Below are 13,108 nucleotides of genomic sequence, written 5' to 3' on the forward strand. Positions count from 1 at the left end.
CCGGGCCGCCAACCTGCCCCAGCCCACGAAGTTCGGCACCTCGCAAGCACAGAGTCCCCGTCAGCGAACCGACGACGACTCATGAACGATCGAGGTTAGCGAACTCGGGCCCCTCCAACGGGTTGCCGTACTTCTTGCAGACGAGGTCGATGCCCTCGTGCGCCAGGCCGCCCGGGTCAACGATGTTGTCCTGTTCGTCGCCGGAGAGGTCGCCGGTGAGCATGGCGGAGACAGTGAGGTCGAATTCCGCGGTCCCGCACTCGGAAAGGATGTCGCCGGGCAGGTCGGTGTGGGTGCAGCGCATTTCAGTCCCCCAGCGGGTCGGTGTGAAGCACGGGTAAGGGATAATTCGGCGAAGACCGCGCACGCCCCGGCAGGGGCACGACAGACTCGGCCTGGACGGGGTCAGTGGATCTCGTTGACCATCTCGTCGTCGTTGTCGAGAATCGGGACACCGACAATGACGGCGCACACGCGCAGGAAGGCGTCGGCCTCGTTGAGGCCGAACCACCAGTCACGCTCGATGTCGTCGTGGCCGAGTTCCGGGACGGTCGAACCGAAGTGCTCCTGGAGTCGCTCCGACGCAGCCTCGATGGCCTCCTCCGTCGTGGCCGCGGGCACGGTAATCACGACGGGGCGCAGGGCGACGGAGACTCCGCCGACGGATTCCCAGTCAGCAACGATGGTGCGGTACTCGATGGATACGGCAGTCGGTTTGGTGCGGTCGCAGGGCGGTTCGGTGACGGTGGCGGTCATTGGTCTCTCTCTCGTTCATTCAGGTGTGGTTGCGGGATCCGCTCAACAAGCACTTCACAATTCCGACCCGCCACCCATTTGGGTGGTATGTAGTCAGTTCTTGGATTCGGGCTTGAGATCCACTGTGCGTACCGCGTGCTTCGCAGCGTCTTCGTTCTTGAGGTAGGCCAGCCAGCCACGACCGCTCATGTGGTTGTCGTTCACCCAGAAGGTGACTCCGCCGTCCTGGACCTTCTCGACCGTGCCGACGAGGGTGACCGGCTCGGTGATGGGGCGACCGTCGGCGTCCCAGTACCACTCGAAGAGCCTTCGCTGCCCGACGGTAAGGTCCTTGTAGGGCGACTCGATCACGGTCGCATGGCGAAAGACCGTGGTGAGGAGCAGGAATTCGGTGATGTCACCGGTGTCGTACCGGCGTAGAGACACGGTCTGCTTCTCGGGGTCCAAACCGATCAACTGGCCACCGGACTTCTTCGCCGAGCGACCATGGGATAGGCCACCAGGTGGAGGCCCATGTAGTCGGTCAGCTTCTCTGCAGATTCGGGGCGTTCGATCCAGACGTCGTGGCGCACGGTGTTCACTTGAGCAGCTCCTTCAGCTTGGACTCGGCGGCCTAGAGCACGGGCATGACGCCCGCGTAGAGAATGCGGGGTGCCGGTTCTCCGCACTCGGTGCAGTTGATGACGATGCCCTCGGTGCCGTCCCCGCCGCCCAGCGCAGTGAAGGTGAGGACCGGGCCGTCCTCCTTGGTGACGCCGCGGTCGAAGTACGCCGCGACTCGCAACTCGTACGTGCCGGGGCAGGTGAACCTCTCACCATCGCGCCAGGTCTGTCGAGCGCGCGGGGCACGCAGTTCATTTTCCATTTGGAATTCTCTTCCTTATGTCGGCAGACAAAAGGTCCAGCCCTCATCACATTTATGAGGGCTGGACCTTCAGTGAACCCGCACACGCCGGGATTCGGTGCTGACCAAACGAGGGGGCGGCCGGCAGTTACAGGACCCCGGACTCCGCGAAAGGCACGGCGCTCTCGAAGTCCGTTCCGAGGTCGTCCCAGCCGCCGACCTCGCCCATGCCCTCCTGCACGCGTACCTTGTGGAGCAACGCGTCGAGCTTGGTGAAGGGGTGCGCCTTGACGACCGGATCGGCTTCCTCGAACAGCTCTGCCGCGCGCTTGCAGAGCTGTTCGTCCTAGATGTCGGCTGCGCCCGGGCTGTAGATCCCGGCCAGGTGTCCGCGGGCGCGGCACTGGGCGGCCTTGACGTCCTGCCAGCCGCCGGGCACGTATATCTGGTGCGTCAGGATGTAGATCGACTCGTCCGCGAGCGGGGGTGGTCGGGAACCACCTCGACGATGGTCCGCCGCTCCCCCAACATCAGCGCCCTCGGTGGTCGCGGAAGCGTGGTGGTGACGCGGCGGGAGAACTCGCCGTGACCGTCCCGGAAGACCAGCCGCAGTCCCTCCTGGCGAACGAAAACGAACCCGTATCCCGGCAGGGGCTCGAATGTGTCTTCCTGCGCGTCATGCTGCCTCCCCCCTTGTGCTCGGGCATAAAAGAAGCGACTGCCGGTTGGCGAGCCGCACGTGTTCTTGCTGAGTACCACGGTCAGTTCTGGTTCACAACCCCCATCCGCGAACAGAATGAGGCGCTTGTTCGGGTTGCAGGTGGGGAGCGGGTCCAGTCCCGACGATCCCGCGGCGCCCATTGAGCACCACCATGTCCTGCCAGTGGATCGCCACGTCGCTGCACACCTTCGGCTCGGCTACCACTTGTTCTTGTCGAAGCAGCGGAGCGTGCCTGCTCCGTCCTCGGCGAACAACTCGTTCTCGCCGAAAACGTACTCGTCGGCGAAGCTCACCAGGTCAACCGCCTCGGTCGGGAAGCCGGGCCAGTTCTCCTGAATGTGGTCCATCGCAACCTTCTCCGGGTTGTTCTCTGCGTTACCGGTGTACGAGGCAACAACCTTCTCCAAGAACTCCTGGTTGAAGATGTCGGATTCGCGGCCGGCGATCGTGATGGCCGCGTGCAAGAGGCCCTCGTCCTGGTCGACGTTGTCGTTCCGGTACAGCTCGGCGACCACGCGGGCCAGCTCCCCGCCCTGCTCCGACGCGTCGATCTTGTCCCAGTCGGCGCTTTCAGCGGCCTCGATTGCCTCGCGCCACTGCTGTGTGCCGTAGGTGTACGGGTTGGTCATCTCATCGATGTCCTTCCTGCTCCACCAGCACAGCCAGGACGCCGGCGGAGTAGTCCTTGCGGACGTTCTCCACGGTGATCCGCCGGTCGGGGTAGCCGTCGGCCGGGTTCGGGATGTTCTCGAAGATCGAGACGTAGCCGATCCGGTTGCCCGTCTCCATGACGAACCTGCGCCCCGTGAACTTCGCCTTGTAGACGCAGTTCGAGGGATGGGGCTGGCAGTTGCAGAGGTTGGTCACCGAGTCGATCTCGATGCGGTTCGCGTCCTGGAGAACGCCGCTCGCGCTGGCAATCGTCTTCTTCAGGTCGATGAAGTTGTCCATGGAGGTGTTGGGCTCGTCGGCGTGTTCCTCCAGGATGCAGACGCTCTCGCGCCACGGCGGCTCCTCGGCCGGTCTGCGGTAGGGCATCTCGCGCCAGCGGACCTTGACGGATCGGACCATCGTTACTGCTCCTCGTTCTTCTTCAGGGATTCGGGGCTTTGCTTCCGCCCGTCGGCGGCACCCCTGCCGCCGTCGGCCGTCTCCGGTCTGCCGGTTGGAACCGGCTTGTTGTAGCGGTAGAGGAAAAGGCCCGCCATGGTGCGGTTCGCGAGGCCCGGGATATGGCGCTCATGTCCGCGCCGGGCGTCCGGGTAGGTGGCGACCCACTTCGAGGCGCCTCGGTGGTCCCACACGAAGCCGTAGGAGACCTCCGGGTTCTTCCGGTCGCGTACGTCGTAGCCGACCTTGTCGTACCGGATGCAGCGGACGAACACGATGGGCAGCTCGAACACGGCTACTCCCCGCTCGGGTAGAGACGCGCCTCGAACTGCACCGACTCCAGCGGGCCCCACTTGTCGATCACGGCGGCCAGGAGGTCGTCGAACTCGATGCCCTCGGCGACGTCGAGGGTGCCCCGGTCGAAGCCGTTGGCCTCGTACAGGGCGACCGTGGGGGCTCCCTTGTGCCAGATCGCGAAGTCGGGGCTGCCGTACCGGTTCTGGCGCTCGACGGTGGCGAATCGGAACGCGAGCTGCTGGAAGTCCTCGCGGTGCTCCAGGTCGATGAGCATCGGAATCCAGCACTCGTACTCGCGGAAGTCGGCGAGCCGGGCGACGCGCTTGCAGTCCACGCACCGGAACAGGAACGTGCCGTGCGGGTTGTTGTTGTATCCGCGCCCGGTGTTGGCCAGCCGGTGACCGGACTCGTGGACGTAGCGCGCTCGGATCGGGATGTCGGCCTCGACGTCGACCTTGACGAGCTGCCGGTACAGGGCGAGGAGCTTAACCAGGCCGTCGCGGGTGAACAGGTGCTCGGCGTACCGCCAGTACCCGTCGCGGTCCTCGGGCGCCTTCCTGATCTGCTGGTCGGCGTCGTCGAAGAGCGTGGTCCACAGCTTCCACACCAGCAGCGGCTCACCGGTCAGCGGGTAGTCCGGGTGGTCGTCCGGGCGCAGAATGCCGGCTGCGAGGTCGTCGGTGACGAAGAGGTTCAGCTTCGAGCCCCGGGCCCCGCCGCCGGTGTACGCCTGGACCTCGAACCTCTGCCAGACGGTGGGGTCGTCGTCCTTACGCTCGGACCCGGCGTGCTGCCAGGTGAATTCGAGCTGGTGGGTGCGCCGGATCTCGTCGATGAGGTCGATCAGGTAAAGCCCCCCTGTTGCGCTGTCGTGTGCTTCCGCGCAGAGTTCGCAGATGTATCCGCCAGGTACGCGGTACTTCCGGGTGTTGGGAACGGGACCGTGGCCGTTGCCGAATGCGCTGGGGCATTCGTCGTTGGCGCAGTAGAAGTGACTCTGTGCTTCGGGCTCGGGCCCGCCGTCCGGCCACTCCGGGCCGACGTAGACACTGCGGGTCATGCGTCGGCCTCGCAGCGGCGCGCGCCGATGAGATCACCGTCGTGCCCGGTGAAGCCGCGGCGTCGGCACTTCCACACGAACGCCTTCTGCTCCTCGTCGTCGAACCAGGGCGCGGTCTCCCGGGTGTTGACGAGGCGGTGGTCGCGGAAGATCCGCAGGTCGTCCTCGTCGCGCTTCTCGTAGGCGTCCACCCTCGGCATGCGGACGCTCAAGTCGCCCGCTCGCCAGAACTCGAAGTCGGCCAGCCACGCCTCGTAGGTGCCGGGGTCGCGCTCGCGCAGCTCGACGGACAGCCGCTCGAAGTCGGGGCGTCGGGCCTCGGCCTCGGCCTGCTGGTCGGCCGCAGGTGCTCGCCCATCGGCCCCTTGCCCTGGGGCCCGTAGTCCTTGATCGGAGCACCCGGGGTGGACTGGCAGGCCGCGCTCTGGAGGTTGAGCATCAGGGTTCGCAACGTGGCGCGCATCAGCCCACCGCCTCCCAGCTCTCGAAGACGCGAGTGGACAGGACACCTATCCGCTGAAGGTGCTTGCCGAGCGAAGAGGCGTGCTCCGCCAGACGGTCACCGGCCACCTCCGCATCGACGTCGCCGCTGTGCCACTCGGCGCAGTCCTGCTTGATCTTCTTGACCAAGTCGGTGGCGTACTCGCGGCTGGCCGGCACGACGGCCTTCAAGCCCTCCTTGCCGACCACCAGGCCGAACGACTCGGCAATCCGCCAGGCGTACAACCGGCGGGCGTCGTCCGGGTCGGTCCGGTAGACGCCGTGGTCGCTCTTGTAGATGCCGACCGCGTACGGATGGACCGCGTGCTCGTTGTGGGCGAGAAACAGAACCCGGCCCTCGGAGGTGAGGAACGTCTCCTGGATGTTGTAGAGCCCGTGCTTCTTGGCGACCTCGGATTCACCCGTCGCGATGTTCTTGTACTCGTGCGCCTTGCGGTTCTCCTTGACGCCCATCTCGTACGTCATCACTGATTCTCCTTACTGACCGACTGACCGGTCTGATGAGGTGCCCGCTTCAGCTTGTGCAGCGGGAGCCGCTTCGGATTGCACGGGTGACCGCTCGGGGCGTGGTCCTCCCGTTGGCAGATCGCGTAACCGGTCAGGGGGCCCCGCTCGGAGTAGCCGTCTTCGTCGGCCTCAAGGCCGAGCACCCGGTACGGGCGGCCACGAAAGCGGACGGAGGTGCCGACCAGCTCTGCGAACTCGGCAGCCCACATGTCCGTGGCCGCCAACCGGAGATGGAAGTCGGTGATCTGCTCAGGGTGGCTGTAGCCGCCGACGGCGCCCGGAGGCCCGACCCGGTTGAACACGGTCTCGATGACCTTCGGCAGAGACTTCCTGGTGTCCTTCCGGACCAGACGAATTTCCAGCATCGCCGCCCTACCTGCGCGGATTTCTGCTGCGTCCGCTTCCTCCAGATCCTCCACGCGGTACCGCGAGTCGGTGTACTGCCCGGTCGGCTTTCCCTGCCGGATGATGCGCAGGCTCAACTCAGGCCAGCTCATGGACAGCCTCCTTCTCGTTGTCGTGGTCGACGGCCCTCGGGTACTGGTCACGCAGGCTCGTGACGGTGTCGATCACGCGCTGCCACGCCCCCACGTGCCGCTGGCAGGCCAGGAAGAGGTTCAGGGACGTCCAACTGTGTCCGCCCCGGTAGGTCTTCTCGTACTCGGCCCACAGGCTGCGCAGCTCGTCGCACTGCGTGGTTCGCGGGGACTGATGCACGTGCGGTCCGGTCGGGAAATGCACGTAGATCCGACAGCCGCAGGTCAGCCGGTAGGTTCCGCTCTCGGGCCGAACCTGGTCGGTCTCGATATCAGCCATGCTGTGCCTCCTCTCCACTGAATGTGTTCAAACCGGATCTACTTGGGTGCCCTGCGCGAGAATTGAACCCGCGAATGCGCAGGGGAGTACACGCCCCGGTAGACCTCACCGGCCGGGCCCGTCTGTCAGGTTTCGACGGTGAAGCCCTCGGCCTCGTCGATCAGCTTGGGACTGTCGATTCCGGGCTCCCGGACGTGAGTTTCGTACGCCTCCTGGCAGGCGGCTTTGTGGCTGTCCACGAGGAAGGAAGCGGCCCATCCGTTCTGGTCGCCGTTCATCTTCCGGTTGGCCTCGGCTTCGAGTTCCTTGCGGGGCGTGTCGTCGGGCAACTCCCGGGACGACTCGATGATGAGATTTGCGTCGCGGTCCCACCAGCCGACCAGCAGGATCACGCGTCCTCCTCGCTCTCGGGCTGCGAGAACACCCGCCGGGGCTTGCCGCGCCGGCAATCCCAGACGCTCTCCGCGTCCAGCTCTTCCCCCAGGGTCTGGAACGCGTCGGCCTCGGACTCGGCCTCGACCGTGTGTGTGAAGGCATTGTTGTCGCGGTTGCCAGCGACCACGCCCTCGATCGCCGCCTCGGACAGATCAACGCCAACGTATTCGACTTCGAGGCCGCTGCCGTCGTCCCAGACGCCATCCATCGTGTATTCCTTCATGCGTTCTCCTTGACCTCTCGGAACTTGAGCTGGCCCTTCACCTGGATCTCGTGGGTGTGCTTGTCGGTCGCCGGCACCGGCTCCTTGCACACGTCGCAGACCAGGGTGTGGTCCTCCCACGGCCGGCCGCAGTGCACGCACTCCTCGGTGTCGTAGCCCGGGGTGCGGATCAGCACGGTGTCGTAGGTCTTGGGGTAGTCGACGAAGCGGTGGCTGACCCAGTCGTGCGGGTGCTGGGCAGCGGCCTGCTTGATGTTGTCCTCGGTGATGAACTCCGGGTGCGACAGGCCCCACTCCCGGAGTATCGCGGCCACCAGCTTGGCCAGGGCCCGCGGCAGCTCGTGGGAGTCGTGCACCCACCGGGTCAGACCAGCCTCGGACGGCGACTTCTCACCGAGGATCAGCCACTTCCCGCACTTGTCACCGGTGCACCGCTCGTCCGAGATGGCGTGACGCGTTCCGGGCTTGTCGTTGGGCACTTCGGTCAGCTCGGTCTCGCATTGCTGCTCGGTGACCGGCTTGGGGAAGTTGTCGGAGTCGTAGGAGTGCTGGTCGTCGTAGTCGATGCCCAGCTTCTCGGCCGCTCGCCGGATCGCCTCCTCGTGCGCCTTGCCGCGCTGCACCTTGATGCCGTGCGCCCGCATCGCCTTGATCGTGCAGGTCGGGCACAGGTTCTCGGCCTGGTAGGTGTAGCCGACCACTCCGCCGATCATGCGGTCTCACCTCCCGCGCAACCGTTCATGCGGCGGAGCAGACTGGCCACGAGGGCGTCGGGGGCGCTGGCGGCCACGTGGTAGAGGCGCAGGGGAGTCTCCCGGACACGAAGCCTCGCCCGGCCGGGCAGCTCCATGAACGTGGCTCCGGCCCAGCCGTCAGGGAGGATGAACTCGCAGCCGTTCAGGCGGGCTTCAGAGCCCTGGCGCATAAACTCGTGAAGAGCCGCCAGGGCCTCACTCCCGCCCCGAAGTACGTGCCGCTGCACGGCGTTGTCGTAGCTCACCACGGCGGCTGGCAACGGGATGCGCAGCAGCGTCGACTCCACCGTGCGGGCCACGAAGTCGGGCGTCAGGATCAGGCTGGGGAATTCCGGCACCAGGCGTTGCAAGTCCTGCACGTGCACATTCATGGGGCGCAGGTCGAAGTCCACCGCGAAGCCCTTCGGCATGGTCACCCTCGATCTCCCTCGGTCTCGTTGGCCGGCTCGGTTGCTGTGGCGTCCACGCGGGTCAACGGGACGCCCATGCGCGCGGCCTCTCGCTCGGCCACTGCCACCCCGGGCGCGTGCTTGCCGTCCTCCCACGTACGCGGGTCCAGGGGGGTCTTGAGCGTGTGCAGGTCGCCGCGCTTCTCGGTCAGGGCGAAGGGCCAGGTGTGCGCGATGCCGATCACCTGCTCGCGCTCAATGACCAGCACGTCTCCGTCGCGGATCTCCTCGCGAACCTGGCAGGCGCCGTACGCGTCAGCGGTGCTGTGGAAGGTCCACGCCTTTGGCTCGGCGTCCTTTTTCGCGATGGTGTCGCCATCCCTCATTTTGGCGGCCTTGAGGTATTCCGTGCAGCCCAGGAAACGCTCGTGGCTCGGCTCGCCGATGAAGCACGAGTAGAGGCGCGCGAAGTCCGAGTAAAGAACTCGTCCGATCTGGTTACGACCCTGCTTCAGCGGTGTTGGACCAGGAGGCCGGCCGGCCTCCGGCCAGCGGTTCATAGAGCTGGAGCGTGAAGAACCAGAGCGGGCCGACCGGATCACGCCCAGTCACCCGGCGACAGCTCCGTACCCACCGGGACTGTGTACGACGACCACCGCACCACCGTGTCCTGGTCGCCGACGATGTTGTAGAGGATCTGTTTGTCGCGCTCGCCGTGCGGGTACTCGTGGTAGTCCTCGGCGTACTCACGAGCCAGCTCGATGGTCGGGAACGGAATCTCGACCGGCCGGCCGTGCTCGAAGTGCGTATTCAGCGAACCGACGATCGGCATGATGCGGAACCGCTCGCCCTCCGGTGGAATCTCGCCTTCGAAGAACCAGCCGTCAGTGGTCCACCAGCCACTGCCGGCCTTGCCGTAGTACTCCTCCCAGGCGGGCTCGCGCTTTTCGTAGGTGGTGATCGTCGCCTTGCGGCGCTCCCGCATCGGGTGGTTGCAGGAATCGGACCAACCGGGCGTGCGAATGTGGACCGGCTTCGGCCGGGGCGTGTACCCCGGCTCCGTCTTCTCACAGCACGGCTCCAGAATGCAGATGGTGAACAAGTCCCCTTCTCCTTTCAGAACTTGAGCTGACCGCAAGGAGTCTGCGGGCCAGCGTTCGGGTCGAACGTCGACATCCGGTGGCCATTCAGCAGCGCGGTCGAGCCGTCGTCGTGCCGGACGTCGTACCAGCCGTCGAACAGCTCGCCACCGGAAGACAGGCCTCCCGTCCGCTCGAACTGCGCCGGGGCACCTGTCCCCACTTCCGGTCGTAGTAGTTGAAGACCCGCAGTCCGGACGTAATTTCGGCACCGTTGAACGTGTGCGTCCTGTCGCTCTTGTCCACCACGATGTCCTCCTTGGGGTGCCACTCGGCGCCGTTGCAGTTGGATAAAGCGCGCGTCGAATTGCTGCTGTGTCCCGGCCGGCCCGAGGCCGACGGGTGTTGAACCGACCGTTCACGGATTGCGCACAGCCACGGCCGGCCTCGGCACTCCACGGCACCGAGATCGGCCGAAGCCATCTACGCGGCCACGTTGCGGACGATGTCCGCGACCTCTTCCGTCTGGCGTCGCACTTCACTGCCGATCCGGTCCAGGGCGCCCGCCCCGTGGTCACCGGCCAGGCTGTCCGACAGGCGGTCGATCTCGGCGACGCGCTCCGCCAGGTCCCTGCTCAGGGCCTGGATCGTGCCGTGCAGTCGCAGGCGCTCCAGGCCCCGGCCGATCGCGTGCAGCACGCTGTCCTGCAAGGCCCCGCTGTGCCCGTACTCCTGCAACAGCTCCTCGATGTCCTGCGCCACCCGGCTGATCTCTTGGCCGATCGGGTCGTGGTGCCGTGCCGCCACCTGGTGCTCGGCCGGGAACTTTGCCGCCATTTGCATGAGGCGTGAGCTGTTCATGCTGCTGCCCTTTCGGTGTCGAATTCTGTCGTGCTCAGGTGCGTGAAGCCGGCGGCCGAGGCTCAGCCGTAGGTTGATGGTCTGCTCGAAGCCAGTGGCAGTCGGCGCGTAGTACGGCATGCCAGACGCTTGGTCAGGTAGGTACTGCTGGGTGACGACTTCGCGTTCGAAGGCGTGCGGATACGGGTAGCCCTGGCCGTGGCCGAGGGCCTCGGCTCCCGGGCGGTGCGCGTCGCGCAGGTGCACCGGAACCTCCCCGGTGCGGCCGCGCCGCATATCCTCGAGTGCCTGGGGCGATGCCGCAATGATCACCAGCTCTTGGGTGCGGTAGCGATCGCAATCGTTGCTAGGGGAGGTTGATTCGGGCCTCGGGCATGCCAATCAGCTGTTCGGCCTGCGCTGCTGCTACGGCGACTCCGTGAACCAAGGGGTTGGCCATACCGAAGTTTCGTTCGCGTGCACGATCTACCGGAGGGCGATGAAGCGGAGGGCCTCCCCCGCCTCGATCAACCGGGCCAGCCAGCGCAGTGCTCTGAGCGCGGGTTCTGGGATTGATGGGACGACATGCCGCGGGTATGGTCGGAAGTAGTGGCCCACGAGACGACGCTCACCCGGGATCAGCCTTTCCTTCATGAGCCGGCCGGCATTGAAGTAAGTCCACTACGGCTGATGACTCGTCATGCAGCGATCAGGTCAGCTCTCTTTTCTACTGCCGCCCTGCCAAAGCCCCCGGGTGTACCGCTTGAGCCCCTCACGCCATCCCTGCTCGAACGCCTTGGTGCACCCCTGTTGGAAACTGGGGACTTCCGGGCGTCGCTGGTCGTGCCTCTTGCCGTACGCATCTACAAAGTTGGCGTGGTCCCATCCGCGAACCACGCCGGACTCCCATGCCTTGCCCGCGTCCGAGACGGACTCCCCGAGCGCCACGGGCACGGCCACCAGGGGGCGGACCGTGGATCCCTCCCAATCGCCGATCACCCGTGCGTGCTCCCCGTCGGCGTCCGTCACGTCGTACCCGGCGGCCCGCAGTGCACTCGCCACCTTCGCGCGCATCGTGTGCACTTCCTTGGCGATGCCTTCGGCCACCTTCTGTTGGACGCGGGTGTGGGCGCGCGTGCCCGGCTCGGTTGCGGTGATGGTGGCGCGCTGTTCGGCGGTGTTGAGCACGTCGGCGAAGGTGATGTGCAACGTTCCGGCGGTGTCATCGGCAGTGGCGATGGTCATGCGGTCGCGGTAAGCGGCCGGAATGACGTGCAGGACGGTGTGCAAGGTGACTCTCCTTGTACGGATCTGGTCTTCTTCTCAGGCGAGCACGCAGAGGGCGTCCTCACGCCAACGCTCGTCGGGATCCGACCGGTGGCGAGCCCGACGAGGACCAGGCCGGTACAGAACTGGCTGACGAGGGCACGGGCGCTGCGGCGCGAAAGCAAGGGGCGGGATCGGCGTCGAATCGTATGATCATCTCTTCGCGGTCGCAGCACGGGTGGCTGAGCCGGCTCTGCGTCGTTCAGCCGTCCAGAAGCACGCAGACGGGGCACTCGGGTGCTTCGAATGGCGCGTCGCGCTGCACGGTGTAGCCGCACAGGCAACCGTGGGATGTGCCCGTCCCTGGTTCGCAAGGTGTGTCGTCATGGCGGCTTCATGCCCAGGAGGTCTCTAGCCACAAGCAACTGTTGCTGGGATTTCAGTGACTGTGAGTGGCTGTATGTTCACTCATTGATGATCGATGAACTTGAGGTGGAAGCCGGTCCGTTGGCGCGGTGGCAGGTGCATTGGTGCGACCCGCGGTGGGAGGTGTCGTGGTACGCGGCCGATCCGGTGCTGGCGGGCCTGCCGACGCTGGCGGAGTGGGCGCACGCGCACGGTACGCAGACGGGACAGCCGGTGTTGCTGCGGGCTGATGGTTGGTCGGTGCCGGAGGTCAACGGGTTCTTTGCCTCGGCTCGGATGCGCAACGCGAGCGCTGGCACGCGGAGGAAGTACGCGTTCGCGGTAGCCGTCTGGCTGGGGTTCCTTGATGCGGCGGGCCGGGCCTGGCACGACGCCGACGAAGAGGACGTCGCCGGGTTCAAGTTCTGGCGGATGACCGACGAGGCCAACGTCCGGCGTGTGGCTGGCGGGACGGTGCTGGACGACCTGATCGCGATCAGCGCGTTCTACCGCTGGGCCGGGAACCGGTTCGGAGTGAGCGATCCGGTGGCCCGACGGCAGGTTCCCGGCCCTGACCTGGGCATGGTGACGGAGTCGTTCGAGGCGGGCCCGCATCTCGTACGCGGCAAGGACGTGAAGTGGCTGGACCCGGCCGGTTACGCCCGCTGGGTCGACGTCGGGCTGCGCGGACTGGACCTGCGCGGTCGGGAGATCGACGGGTGGCGCGGGCGCAACAGCCAGCGTGACTGCGCGTTCGTCGACAAGCTCTACGGCACCGGGCTGCGGCTGAGTGAGTGGGCCAGCGTCCTGTGCCTGGAACTGCCCGCCGACGACGAGACCCGCACCTTCTACACCTGCCGGCTGGCGGAGGCATGCGCCAAGGGTGGACGTGGGCGTCGGTTCTGGATGCCGCGCAGCGTGCTGGTCGACGTCCTGGCCTACGAGGAGGGTGAACGTGCCGCAGCGGTCCGCCGCGCTCAGCGCGCCGGTCGCTACGAGCGGCTGCCGTCCGGAGCCTCCCCGCCAGCGTCACCTGACGCGCGGGAAAGCGGTAGCTTGATTCGTCACCTGCGGCGACGTTCTCCGGCCGCTACGTGAAGTGGC

The 13,108-nt window shown here is 66.2% G+C and carries 24 protein-coding genes; 2 read left to right on the forward strand and 22 right to left on the reverse strand.

All coding sequences use genetic code 11. The annotated features are described in order from the left end of the window. Positions 1 to 79: 79 nt before the first annotated feature. From ACIQCZ_RS38770 to ACIQCZ_RS38790, 5 genes are all read right to left on the reverse strand, one after another. Entirely contained in the window at positions 80 to 304 is a 225-nt protein-coding gene (locus ACIQCZ_RS38770) for a hypothetical protein (protein ID WP_402290315.1), read from the reverse strand. A 101-nt stretch (positions 305 to 405) separates the two neighbouring features. Beyond that, a complete protein-coding gene (locus ACIQCZ_RS38775) occupies positions 406 to 756 on the reverse strand; it encodes a hypothetical protein (RefSeq protein WP_402290318.1) in 351 nt (116 codons plus the stop codon). Positions 757 to 849: 93 nt separating this feature from the next. Beyond that, positions 850 to 1,182 carry a hypothetical protein gene (locus tag ACIQCZ_RS38780; protein ID WP_402290320.1) on the reverse strand — a complete coding sequence of 111 codons (333 nt, stop codon included), beginning with the start codon at positions 1,180 to 1,182 and terminating at the stop codon, positions 850 to 852. A 26-nt stretch (positions 1,183 to 1,208) separates the two neighbouring features. Further along, positions 1,209 to 1,337: a hypothetical protein gene (locus tag ACIQCZ_RS38785; RefSeq protein WP_402290323.1), complete on the reverse strand. Its 129-nt coding sequence runs from the start codon at positions 1,335 to 1,337 to the stop codon at positions 1,209 to 1,211. 32 nt (positions 1,338 to 1,369) lie between these two features. After that, a complete protein-coding gene (locus tag ACIQCZ_RS38790; RefSeq protein WP_402290326.1) occupies positions 1,370 to 1,621 on the reverse strand; it encodes a hypothetical protein in 252 nt (83 codons plus the stop codon). Positions 1,622 to 1,850: 229 nt separating this feature from the next. On the opposite strand from ACIQCZ_RS38790, the gene ACIQCZ_RS38795 reads away from it, so the two are divergent. Beyond that, on the forward strand, positions 1,851 to 2,189 hold the full coding sequence (locus ACIQCZ_RS38795; RefSeq protein ID WP_402290327.1) for a hypothetical protein: 339 nt from the start codon (positions 1,851 to 1,853) through the stop codon (positions 2,187 to 2,189). Between the two features lie 329 nt (positions 2,190 to 2,518). Here ACIQCZ_RS38795 and ACIQCZ_RS38800 read toward each other — a convergent pair whose 3' ends face one another. The 17 genes from ACIQCZ_RS38800 to ACIQCZ_RS38880 all read right to left on the reverse strand — a co-directional run bounded on the left by ACIQCZ_RS38800 (position 2,519) and on the right by ACIQCZ_RS38880 (position 11,623). Beyond that, on the reverse strand, positions 2,519 to 2,950 hold the full coding sequence (locus ACIQCZ_RS38800; protein WP_402290329.1) for a hypothetical protein: 432 nt from the start codon (positions 2,948 to 2,950) through the stop codon (positions 2,519 to 2,521). Position 2,951: 1 nt separating this feature from the next. Beyond that, positions 2,952 to 3,392: a hypothetical protein gene (locus ACIQCZ_RS38805; RefSeq protein WP_402290332.1), complete on the reverse strand. Its 441-nt coding sequence runs from the start codon at positions 3,390 to 3,392 to the stop codon at positions 2,952 to 2,954. Between the two features lie 2 nt (positions 3,393 to 3,394). Further along, a complete protein-coding gene (locus ACIQCZ_RS38810) occupies positions 3,395 to 3,724 on the reverse strand; it encodes a hypothetical protein (protein ID WP_402290334.1) in 330 nt (109 codons plus the stop codon). 2 nt (positions 3,725 to 3,726) lie between these two features. After that, positions 3,727 to 4,788, reverse strand: coding sequence for a hypothetical protein (locus ACIQCZ_RS38815; RefSeq protein WP_402290336.1), 1,062 nt, complete (start codon positions 4,786 to 4,788; stop codon positions 3,727 to 3,729). After that, positions 4,785 to 4,988 (reverse strand): hypothetical protein, encoded by a 204-nt coding sequence (locus tag ACIQCZ_RS38820; RefSeq protein WP_402290339.1) that lies wholly within the window; start codon positions 4,986 to 4,988, stop codon positions 4,785 to 4,787. Before ACIQCZ_RS38820 ends, ACIQCZ_RS38815 begins: the two co-directional genes overlap by 4 nt. Before the next feature lie 262 nt (positions 4,989 to 5,250). Then, positions 5,251 to 5,754, reverse strand: coding sequence for a hypothetical protein (locus tag ACIQCZ_RS38825; RefSeq protein ID WP_402290342.1), 504 nt, complete (start codon positions 5,752 to 5,754; stop codon positions 5,251 to 5,253). Continuing rightward, positions 5,754 to 6,293: a hypothetical protein gene (locus tag ACIQCZ_RS38830; RefSeq protein ID WP_402290345.1), complete on the reverse strand. Its 540-nt coding sequence runs from the start codon at positions 6,291 to 6,293 to the stop codon at positions 5,754 to 5,756. The genes ACIQCZ_RS38825 and ACIQCZ_RS38830 overlap by 1 nt, the downstream gene beginning before the upstream one ends. Continuing rightward, positions 6,280 to 6,612 (reverse strand): hypothetical protein, encoded by a 333-nt coding sequence (locus tag ACIQCZ_RS38835; RefSeq protein WP_402290347.1) that lies wholly within the window; start codon positions 6,610 to 6,612, stop codon positions 6,280 to 6,282. Before ACIQCZ_RS38835 ends, ACIQCZ_RS38830 begins: the two co-directional genes overlap by 14 nt. Before the next feature lie 125 nt (positions 6,613 to 6,737). Further along, positions 6,738 to 7,004 (reverse strand): hypothetical protein, encoded by a 267-nt coding sequence (locus ACIQCZ_RS38840; protein WP_402290350.1) that lies wholly within the window; start codon positions 7,002 to 7,004, stop codon positions 6,738 to 6,740. Continuing rightward, on the reverse strand, positions 7,001 to 7,270 hold the full coding sequence (locus ACIQCZ_RS38845) for a hypothetical protein (protein ID WP_402290351.1): 270 nt from the start codon (positions 7,268 to 7,270) through the stop codon (positions 7,001 to 7,003). Before ACIQCZ_RS38845 ends, ACIQCZ_RS38840 begins: the two co-directional genes overlap by 4 nt. Further along, on the reverse strand, positions 7,267 to 7,983 hold the full coding sequence (locus tag ACIQCZ_RS38850) for a hypothetical protein (RefSeq protein ID WP_402290353.1): 717 nt from the start codon (positions 7,981 to 7,983) through the stop codon (positions 7,267 to 7,269). Before ACIQCZ_RS38850 ends, ACIQCZ_RS38845 begins: the two co-directional genes overlap by 4 nt. Then, positions 7,980 to 8,441: a hypothetical protein gene (locus tag ACIQCZ_RS38855; protein WP_402290356.1), complete on the reverse strand. Its 462-nt coding sequence runs from the start codon at positions 8,439 to 8,441 to the stop codon at positions 7,980 to 7,982. The genes ACIQCZ_RS38850 and ACIQCZ_RS38855 overlap by 4 nt, the downstream gene beginning before the upstream one ends. Beyond that, positions 8,438 to 8,974: a hypothetical protein gene (locus ACIQCZ_RS38860; RefSeq protein WP_402290358.1), complete on the reverse strand. Its 537-nt coding sequence runs from the start codon at positions 8,972 to 8,974 to the stop codon at positions 8,438 to 8,440. Before ACIQCZ_RS38860 ends, ACIQCZ_RS38855 begins: the two co-directional genes overlap by 4 nt. Before the next feature lie 38 nt (positions 8,975 to 9,012). Then, positions 9,013 to 9,516, reverse strand: a complete 504-nt coding sequence (locus ACIQCZ_RS38865) for a hypothetical protein (RefSeq protein ID WP_402290361.1) — start codon at positions 9,514 to 9,516, stop codon at positions 9,013 to 9,015. 85 nt (positions 9,517 to 9,601) lie between these two features. Continuing rightward, positions 9,602 to 9,802, reverse strand: coding sequence for a hypothetical protein (locus tag ACIQCZ_RS38870; RefSeq protein WP_402290363.1), 201 nt, complete (start codon positions 9,800 to 9,802; stop codon positions 9,602 to 9,604). 174 nt (positions 9,803 to 9,976) lie between these two features. Further along, entirely contained in the window at positions 9,977 to 10,666 is a 690-nt protein-coding gene (locus ACIQCZ_RS38875; protein ID WP_402290365.1) for a hypothetical protein, read from the reverse strand. Between the two features lie 381 nt (positions 10,667 to 11,047). Continuing rightward, complete coding sequence (locus ACIQCZ_RS38880) at positions 11,048 to 11,623, reverse strand: hypothetical protein (RefSeq protein WP_402290367.1); 576 nt, start codon at positions 11,621 to 11,623, stop codon at positions 11,048 to 11,050. Between the two features lie 372 nt (positions 11,624 to 11,995). Here ACIQCZ_RS38880 and ACIQCZ_RS38885 point away from each other — a divergent pair, with 372 nt between their 5' ends. Next, positions 11,996 to 13,102, forward strand: a complete 1,107-nt coding sequence (locus tag ACIQCZ_RS38885) for a site-specific integrase (RefSeq protein ID WP_402290370.1) — start codon at positions 11,996 to 11,998, stop codon at positions 13,100 to 13,102. Positions 13,103 to 13,108 lie beyond the last annotated feature (6 nt).

Source organism: Streptomyces sp. NPDC093149, assembly GCF_044754145.1.
Lineage (GTDB): Bacteria > Actinomycetota > Actinomycetes > Streptomycetales > Streptomycetaceae > Streptomyces.